Source organism: Acidisphaera rubrifaciens HS-AP3, from assembly GCF_000964365.1.
Lineage (GTDB): Bacteria > Pseudomonadota > Alphaproteobacteria > Acetobacterales > Acetobacteraceae > Acidisphaera > Acidisphaera rubrifaciens.
In genome coordinates, this window is the sequence record NZ_BANB01000053.1 from 1 (window position 1) to 8,474 (window position 8,474).

General features: G+C 66.2%; 7 protein-coding genes. 3 read left to right on the forward strand and 4 right to left on the reverse strand.

Going from position 1 to position 8,474, the window contains the following annotated elements:
* Positions 1 to 277: 277 nt before the first annotated feature.
* A complete protein-coding gene (gene map / locus B8460_RS01940; RefSeq protein ID WP_048859888.1) occupies positions 278 to 1,078 on the forward strand; it encodes a type I methionyl aminopeptidase in 801 nt (266 codons plus the stop codon).
* A 109-nt stretch (positions 1,079 to 1,187) separates the two neighbouring features.
* On the forward strand, positions 1,188 to 1,976 hold the full coding sequence (radC, locus tag B8460_RS01945; protein ID WP_084623123.1) for a RadC family protein: 789 nt from the start codon (positions 1,188 to 1,190) through the stop codon (positions 1,974 to 1,976).
* A gap of 60 nt (positions 1,977 to 2,036) precedes the next feature.
* On the opposite strand, the gene B8460_RS01950 is transcribed toward radC, so the two are convergent.
* The 4 genes from B8460_RS01950 to B8460_RS01965 form a co-directional block, all read right to left on the reverse strand.
* Entirely contained in the window at positions 2,037 to 3,158 is a 1,122-nt protein-coding gene (locus tag B8460_RS01950) for a PcfJ domain-containing protein (RefSeq protein WP_158322660.1), read from the reverse strand.
* A 1,143-nt stretch (positions 3,159 to 4,301) separates the two neighbouring features.
* Positions 4,302 to 5,021, reverse strand: a complete 720-nt coding sequence (locus tag B8460_RS20750) for a HEPN domain-containing protein (RefSeq protein WP_148360246.1) — start codon at positions 5,019 to 5,021, stop codon at positions 4,302 to 4,304.
* Positions 5,014 to 6,033 carry a DUF262 domain-containing protein gene (locus B8460_RS01960; protein WP_158322662.1) on the reverse strand — a complete coding sequence of 340 codons (1,020 nt, stop codon included), beginning with the start codon at positions 6,031 to 6,033 and terminating at the stop codon, positions 5,014 to 5,016. Before B8460_RS01960 ends, B8460_RS20750 begins: the two co-directional genes overlap by 8 nt.
* A gap of 279 nt (positions 6,034 to 6,312) precedes the next feature.
* A complete protein-coding gene (locus B8460_RS01965) occupies positions 6,313 to 6,903 on the reverse strand; it encodes a YjbE family putative metal transport protein (RefSeq protein WP_048859890.1) in 591 nt (196 codons plus the stop codon).
* 91 nt (positions 6,904 to 6,994) lie between these two features.
* Here B8460_RS01965 and purB point away from each other — a divergent pair, with 91 nt between their 5' ends.
* A complete protein-coding gene (purB, locus tag B8460_RS01970) occupies positions 6,995 to 8,371 on the forward strand; it encodes an adenylosuccinate lyase (protein WP_048859891.1) in 1,377 nt (458 codons plus the stop codon).
* The last annotated feature ends 103 nt before the right edge of the window (positions 8,372 to 8,474 follow it).

Here is an 8,474-nt window from a genome sequence, read left to right on the forward strand (position 1 = left end):
CGGAGGACGGGGCGATCCGCGTCGCCCAGACCGGCCGCCGCGGCCACGGGCTGTGGCGCGCAGAGGTCGTGGACCTGACCGCCGGCGAGGCGCAGTCCGCCTGCGCCGCCCTCGCCCGCCACCGTCTCGCCTGCATCGTCCACCGGCCCGAGGGTGGCCAGTACGCGAGCCGCTGAGGCGGTCGGATCGCGCCCGCCCGGCGGCCTCGCGCCGCCGCCGGCCTTGCACGGTCGGACCGGCTTGCGCATGTTCTGACGACTTGGTCGGAGTGGGACGGATGGACGGCGGCGCCGACGCGCGACGGATCACGATCTACAACGCGGATGACTTCGCGGGCCTGCGGCGGGCCGGCCATCTGGCCGCCGCCACGCTCGACATGATCACCGAGCATGTGCGCCCCGGCGTCACGACCGAGACGCTGAACACGCTCTGCCACGACTACATCGCCGCCCACGGCGCGACGCCCGCGCCGCTGAACTATCGCGGCTATCCGAAGTCGATCTGCACGTCGATCAACCACGTCGTCTGCCACGGCATCCCCGGCGACCGCCGGCTGGAAGAGGGCGACGTGCTGAACATCGACGTGACCGTCATCCTCGACGGCTGGCACGGCGACTCCAGCCGCATGTACGTCGCCGGCACGGCATCGACCCGGGCGCGCAACCTGATCGAGGTCACCTACGAATCGCTGCTGCGCGGCGTGCGTGCCGTGCGCCCGGGCGCCACGCTCGGCGATATCGGCCACGCGATCCAGTCCTATGTGGAATCGCACCGTTTCAGCGTGGTGCGCGATTTCTGCGGCCACGGCATCGGCCGGCGCTTCCACGAGGCGCCGAACATCCTGCATTTCGGCCGCGCGGGCGACGGGCCGGCGCTCCGCCCCGGCATGGTCTTCACGATCGAGCCGATGGTGAATGCCGGCCGGCCGGAGGTGAAGGTGCTGGACGACGGCTGGACCGCCGTCACCCGCGACCGCAGCCTGTCCGCGCAGTTCGAACACATGGTCGGCGTCACCGCCGACGGCGTGGAAATCTTCACCCTCTCGCCCGCCGGCTACACCCGCCCGCCCTACGACTGACCCCCCGGCCGGCGGCCCGGCCCCCCAACGTCGGCCACCCCGAGACCGCCGTCCACGCCGGCCCCCGCGACGCTCGACCCGCGAGGCCGGGCATGGCAACCTGCGGTTTATGAAACGGCGGGCAACGCAATCCGACGGTCTGGCCGAGGCGGGCGGCCTGCTGTCCGCCCTCGCCGCCGCCGAGGGCGCCGATGCCTCGCCCGCGCCTGCCCCCGCCCCGCCCGCCATCCACGGCGCCGACGGCCATCGCGCGCGCATGCGCGACCGCCTGCTGCGCGCCGGGGCGGACGCGCTGGCCGATCACGAGATGATCGAGATGCTGCTGTTCCTCGCCCTGCCCCGGCGCGACACGAAGCCGCTGGCGCGCGCGCTGCTTGCCCGCTTCGGCAGCTTCGCCAACGTGATCGCCGCCCCGCTCGCCGACCTGCGCGGCATCGAGGGGCTGGGCGATGCCGGCATCGCCGCGCTGAAACTGGCGCAGGCCGCGGGCATCCGCCTCGCCCGCGCCGAGATCGTCGATCGCCCGCTGCTGGCGAACTGGGACGCGCTGCTTGGCTACCTCAACGCCGCCATCTCGCGCGAGCGGATCGAGCAGGTGCGGGTGCTGTATCTCGACACACGCAACCGCCTGATCGCCGACGAGGCGCAGGCGCGCGGCACCGTCAACCACACGCCCGTCTATGCGCGCGAGGTGGTCAAGCGCGCGCTGGAACTGCACGCCACCGCCCTGCTGCTGGTCCACAACCACCCGAGCGGCGACCCCTCCCCCTCCGCCGCCGACCGCAGCACCACCGCCGAGATCCGCCGCGCGGCCGAGGCCATGGGTCTGGTGCTGCACGACCACATCATCATCGGGAACGGCGCCACGTTCAGTTTCCGGGCGGTGGGGATGCTGTGAGCGACGCGCCGGGCGACGCTGGGCGCGGCGCCGGCAGTGCCGGGCCGCGTCCGCTGCGTCTCAGTGTTGTTCCTCTTCGTCGTCGACGATGCGAGGCAGCGGGAGGAACCGCCGCCGCACGGTCGGCCGCGGGTCCGGCGTCCGGGCCGCCGCCGCCAGTTTTCGCGCAACGGTCGAACCGCCGCTCGCCCGCGCCAGCGCGTCGACCAGGATCAGCATCGCCTGGGCGGCCTTCAGCCCCCGCCCATCCGCTCTCTCGTATCGCAGCCCCTTCCCCGCATCGAGATACCCGAACGCCACGTCGTCGCCGGCGCCGAGCGTGATCCGCACGGTCGTCCCCGCCGTCGCGACCTCGTACGGCTTCCCCCCCAACTCACCCCGCGCCGCCACGACCTGGTCGGCGGTGACGAAGCCGCGGTAGCAGCCGAGATCGGCCACGCCCCCCGCGGGGTTGGCATGGTCGCGGCAGAACAGCCGGAACGCCGTGGCCATCGCGAGCGGCAGCGTCTCGTTGTCGCGTCCCTTCGCCTCCTTCACGCACCCATCGCGGAGATTGACCGCGACGAGGCCGGCCGGACCGACCTCATCCGCCTGGCGCACCGTCCAGAGCGCAAGACTGCCCTCGCGCAGGGCCGCGAGGTAATATGTCCCCACACCCGGCGCGCCCACGCAATTGCCCAGCGCCCGACCGGCGGCGCGCGCCGCCTTCACCGACACCACGCGCTCGAACACGAAGCCGTCATACGTCGCGCACGTCGCCGCACACCGCGTCTTCGTCTCCGCCGCGCGCCGGCCCTGGCGATACCGCCGCGACCGCCATTGCGCGAGGCTTTTGCGCAGCGTGGCGTCGTTCATCTTCGGCAGCGCCTTCAGCCACGCCGACGCCTCCTTCGTCACGTCCGCGTCCGTGTTGTCGCGCAGGACACGGGCGATGCGCTGCACCGTCCGCAGCGCGGTCGCGGTATCTTTCCGCGCGGCAACGCTCAACACGAAGCGATACGCGGGGCCCTGCTTCTGCGGATCGGTTTCACCCGGCACCGCCTCCAGACACTCCATGCGCGCGCGGAATCCACGCACGAGGACCCGTTCGACCTGCCGGCTCATGTTCCACGGCAAATCGTATTCCCCAATCATTTCTTTAACGTAATAAATAAGGTCATGGTCGTTCACGACATAGGCCATTCCATGCTCCCATTCAGCTTCGGTTGTACGGTTCGCAGCCGCCCACGACCCCCGGCTTCGCCGGGCACCTACAGCCGCCACCGCGACTAGCATAGCACGACGGAATCCTGGCGTCAAGCACCATGATTCCGCACACAAGTTTTAAAGTTTCGGGGCTGCCCGCGCCCCCGGCCGTCCGCCCTCGGCCACCGCGCCGATGCGCCCCGTCCCGCCGCCCGGCGGCGCGTTCAAGGGCCCCGGCAACCAGCGGCATCGACCGGCAAGAACCCGACCCGAGATGACCGCACGCGCCGGCCGGCCGCTCGCGCGCTCCAGATTTTTGTTGCTACGTCGCAACGCTGAGGTCGCAGTGCCACCAAGCCGCTGCGCCCAACAGCACCGCGATCACCGCCCCCACACGCCACGCCACGCCGCCAGCCACCGCCCCGCACCGCGACCCCGGCCCGCTCTCTCACGCAACCAACCGTAGGGTGGGGTGCGATCCCGCACCCCACCGCCCACGCCGGCGGCTACGAAGCTGGCGTGACTACTTCGCCCCGACTTCCACTGAGATGCCGACCAGCCCCCCACCCTGCGCGAGATGCCGCCGCCCGCGCGCGGCCGCGACGCGCACGCGCCGGCCGTATCCCTTCCGGGTCGCCCGCGGAGACTATCCGGCCGGCTGGGCGCAAGCCGGTTGGACGCAAGTGATGCGGAGCCGGGCGGTTTCGGCGAGCGCCGGGCGTGACGATGACGCAGGTGACGCGAACGGCCGGCCCCGCGTGCATCAGCGCGATGCGGGTGGTGGGGTGCGCGGGGGCACCCCACCCCAAGCAGGCTGAGGAACATGGTCGCCGCGACGAGGCCGGCGCCGTCATCCCCCCCCCGGTCCCGGCCTTCTACGCCAGGTCACGGACGCTGGAGGACATGGTGGATCACGCGGTCGCGCGGTTGCTGAACCTGTTCGACCTGACATGCCCGGCTTCGCACGCCGTTGCGAGCCCACCGCGCACATCCCCGCGGCGGACGCGTAGGCGGTCCCGCAGCGGATGGGGTGGCGGGGGGCGGAAACCGTGCAGCAGAAGTTACAGGCTTCCCACTTCACCGACGATTGTATCTATGGCGAAAGGCCCCGCAGACCTCGGGAAATACGGGAACAAATAGCTAATTCTTGGTAGAGGCAATCTGCCGAGAACTGCGGGAGTTATGCACATAAAAACTCCGCTCAGAGGCGCAGTCCCGCACGTGATTGATCACGTCTAGCCATTTTTCTTCCCACTTATCTACAAGTATTCGTATTTCTGCACTTGTGTAATTTCTTCCCACTTCATCCGGCGTCTGGTTGCCATGAGCAATGTCGTTTCTTTGAGTAACTATTGTATCTAGGCGTTCCCATACCTCCTTTAGTATGCTGGCGGGATCGCCCAAATCAAATATTTTGAATATTAGACGTACTTGCGACCTTTTCATGAAACTTCCATCGCTCGGAAATATGTTCGCATCTATCGTACATAACGATTTTGATGAGGCGCAAGCTAGAATATCGGATCTTGTAATCCAAATCGTGTTTTTGTTGGGCGATTCAACGATCGATTGAAACATTTTGTGAACTGCGAATTGTCTTATCCCTATCTTGTATCTCTGGTTTCCAACTCGAAGCCGTGCAGCGCGTTCAAGAAGCCCACGACATAGAGACTTAAGCAAATTTTCATAGGACGCGAATAGTAATAGAATAGCAAGTCCTCTGACTTCTCGACTTACTTCTGTCAGCTCTGGTGCGGGATTCGAGCGATCAACATCAATGGGATCAACAGCATTGAGAAGCCTACGGATCGAGGTGATCCTTCTTTGAAATTCAGTCAAGTAGTTCTGCACATCAAACATCGGACGTCCGCCCAAGAAATCGGTCGCGACAGAACTCTATCCGACCAACGACGCGTGCACGACTATTGGTAGCCCCTGTAGTTAAACTGCGCAAATCCGATGAGGTAACCCAGTCCATTTGATTCTGGACCAAAGGTCTGGCTTCCTGAGTGATGGCAAGCGCCGCGCCGACTGAAATTGCCTCGAACAGGTTGACCGGCGTTTGACCTTTCCGAGTCTTAATTCCATCCGGGAACAGCTTGGCGAGATAACTAAAAGTTTTCTCGAATGTGATGTCCATAGCGTTTGTATCTGTATTATAACGAAATTCCTTGGCAAAATCGTTTAGAAAATCCTTAACGGAATGATCAAAAAGCTGGTATCTATAATAGAACGCAAAAAACCTAAGAGTGAAGTCTTCAGGCGTTCCGTCTTTCATCCTGTTCTCAGGCAAACGGATTACCGACAAGAAACGATCACTCTTCGCGCATTTCTCAATGAAGTCCATAAACGGTCCTCTGTAAATACATGATCTAACTTCTTGCTGTGTTAGGGCAACGCCTCCAGTATTCAGACGCTCAAATAAGTCAAACCTGACCTGTAGGTCGCTTTTGTCATTTAGAACGACGACCTTCATCGGGCGATCCATTAGAAGGCTTCCAATATCGACGGGCAGTTCCGAAAATTCGTATCCGTTTAAGAGTTTTAACTTATCTAGTTTAGTTAATTTGAGCGGAGGTTGATTGGGGTGTACGATTCGCCTCGTTGCCGCGTCTCCAGCAAAATTAACCAGCGTCAGGAGCCTTTGCAGCCCATCCACCACCTCCCACTGGACTCGCTCGGCACTCCTCGAATTCGTAGCCATGAACAGAGGCGGTACCGGAATACCAAGCAGAAGAGATTCTACTAATTCAGACTGTTGTTTCTCAGCCCACCGAAATTGACGCTGGTAGACTGGGGCAATTTCGATGCGCTTCTGTGAGAATCGGCGGATAAGTTCGTCCACAGTCACGTCGTAGCTGTCGAAATCCACTTTTAGTCTCTGCGCCGCGATTTGCTTTCGCTGTTCGTCTGGCTCTGCCTTAATCACTAATGGTCCTCCTCGAGTAATCGTCACGTTAGTTTTACCTATTTCGGCAAATGAGTGCCTGCCGCCTCCACGGCCGAGCAAGCTTCGTCCCTCTTTCCAACCTTCACGTCTGAATGAGCCTATCAAGCAAGACACCGCTTCGTCTGACGTGGAGGGCCTGCCCTGGATGGGCATGGTGGTTAGTCGCCAAGGCTTTACGCCCCACCTTGCGCAAGTTTACCCCTACATCGCCGCCGCCACCTCGTGCCCGCCCTCCCAGATCATGTGCAGCGCCACGTACAGCACGATCAGCAGCCCCGCCCACGCGATCCAGCGATGGCGTTCCAGCAGCCGCGCGATCAGCCCCGCCGCCAGGCCCATCAGCAGCACCGACACCGCCAGACCGGCGGCCAGGATCCACAGCCGGCCCTCGGCCGCGCCGGCGACGGCCAGCACGTTGTCCAGGCTCATGGAAAGATCGGCCAGGATGATCTGCAGCATCGCCTGCCGCAGCGTCTTCTCCGCCGCCCCCGCCGCGTGCACCCGCGCCGTCCGGCGCAGCTCGCGGAACATCCGCCAGCACACCCACAGCAGCAGCAGCCCGCCCGCCAGCAGCAGCCCGATGATCGCCAGAAGCTGCAGCGCGACCGCCCCCAGCGCGATGCGGATCACCGTCGCCCCGCCGATGCCGAGCATGATCGCCCGCCGCTGCTGCGCCCGCGGCAGGCCGGCCACCGCCATGCCCACCACCACGGCATTGTCGCCCGCCAGGGCCACGTCGATCAGCAGCACCTGAAGAAAGGCCGTCAGGTCGGTCAGCAGGGTCGCGTCCATCCGCCCACCGCTCCGCCGGGACGCCCGCCCTTGTCAACCGCGCCGCCGCGACGCTAGCGGTGCGCACAGACGCAACGGGAGAGTGGCGCGCATGGTCCCCCGCTATACACGGCCGGAGATGGCGGCGATCTGGGCGCCGGAAAACCGCTACGGCATCTGGTTCGAGATCGAGGCCCTGGCCGCCGAGGCGATGGCCGAGGCCGGCGACATCCCGGCCGAGGCCGCCCGCGCCATCCGCGCCCGCGGCGCCCCGGCGCTCGCCGCCATCGGCCCCGCCGACATCGAGCGGATCGACGCGATCGAGCGCGAGACCCGCCACGACGTCATCGCGTTCCTGACGTGGCTGGCCGAGGCGATCGGCCCGGACAGCCGCTTCGTCCACCAGGGGCTCACGTCCTCGGACGTGCTCGACACCTGCCTGTCGGTGCAGATGACGCAGGCCGCCGACCTGCTGCTCGCCGACCTCGACGCCGTCCTCGCCGCGCTGAAACGCCGCGCCTTTGAGCATCGCGACACGCTGACCATCGGCCGCAGCCACGGCATCCATGCCGAGCCCACCACCTTCGGCCTCAAGCTCGCCGGCCACTACGCGGAGTTCGCCCGCAACCGCGCCCGCCTGCTCGCCGCCCGGGCGGAGGTCGCGGTCTGCGCCATCAGCGGCGCCGTCGGCACCTATGCCCATGTCGATCCGCGCGTGGAGACCTACGTGGCGGAGCGACTCGGCCTCGTGCCGGAGACGCATTCGACGCAGGTGATCCCCCGCGACCGCCACGCCGCGTTCTTCTGCACCCTCGGCCTGATCGCCTCGGCGATCGAGCGGCTGGCGACCGAGGTGCGCCACCTGCAACGCTCCGAGGTGCGCGAGGCGGAGGAGTTCTTCCACCCCGGCCAGAAGGGCTCGTCCGCGATGCCCCACAAGCGCAACCCGGTGCTGTCGGAGAACCTGACCGGCCTCGCCCGCGTGGTGCGCGCCGCCGTCACCCCGGCGCTGGAAAACGTCGCCCTCTGGCACGAGCGCGACATCAGCCATTCCTCGGTGGAGCGGGTGATCGCCCCGGACGCGACGATGGCGCTCGACTTCGCCCTCGCCCGGCTCGCCGGCATGATGGAGAAGCTGACGATCTACCCGGACCGCATGGCGGCCAATCTCGACAGCCTCGGCGGCGTCGTCCATTCGGGCGAGGTGCTGCTGGCGCTGACCCGCGCCGGCATCCTGCGCGAGGACGCCTATCGCATCGTCCAGCGCAACGCGATGGCGACGTGGGAGGGGCTGGGCCAGCCCGGCGCGCGGTCCTTCCGCGACAACCTGCTGGCCGATGCCGAGGTCGCGGGCCGCGTCGATGCCGCCACCATCGACGCGGCACTCGACCCCGCCTTCCACCGAAGGCAGGTGGGCGCCATCTTCGCCCGCGTGTTCGGGGCGGAGGACCCGGCCGCCGGCGGCGCGGCCCACGGGGGCGCCGGCTGAGTCGGGCGCCTATATAGACCGGCCATGTGCACCGTCGTCCTGCGCGTCGATCCCGGCGGCCCCCTCCCGCTCGCCTATGCCGGCAACCGCGACGAGATGGTCG

Bases quoted from the DNA above. Each gene is read 5' to 3' on its own strand.
- radC (WP_084623123.1), top strand. From the start codon at position 1,188: ATGAAACGGCGGGCAACGCAATCCGACGGTCTGGCCGAGGCGGGCGGC.
- B8460_RS01950 (WP_158322660.1), bottom strand. From the start codon at position 3,158: ATGGCCTATGTCGTGAACGACCATGACCTTATTTATTACGTTAAAGAA.
- purB (WP_048859891.1), top strand. From the start codon at position 6,995: ATGGTCCCCCGCTATACACGGCCGGAGATGGCGGCGATCTGGGCGCCG.
- B8460_RS20750 (WP_148360246.1), bottom strand. From the start codon at position 5,021: ATGTTTGATGTGCAGAACTACTTGACTGAATTTCAAAGAAGGATCACC.
- B8460_RS01965 (WP_048859890.1), bottom strand. From the start codon at position 6,903: ATGGACGCGACCCTGCTGACCGACCTGACGGCCTTTCTTCAGGTGCTG.
- map (WP_048859888.1), top strand. From the start codon at position 278: ATGGACGGCGGCGCCGACGCGCGACGGATCACGATCTACAACGCGGAT.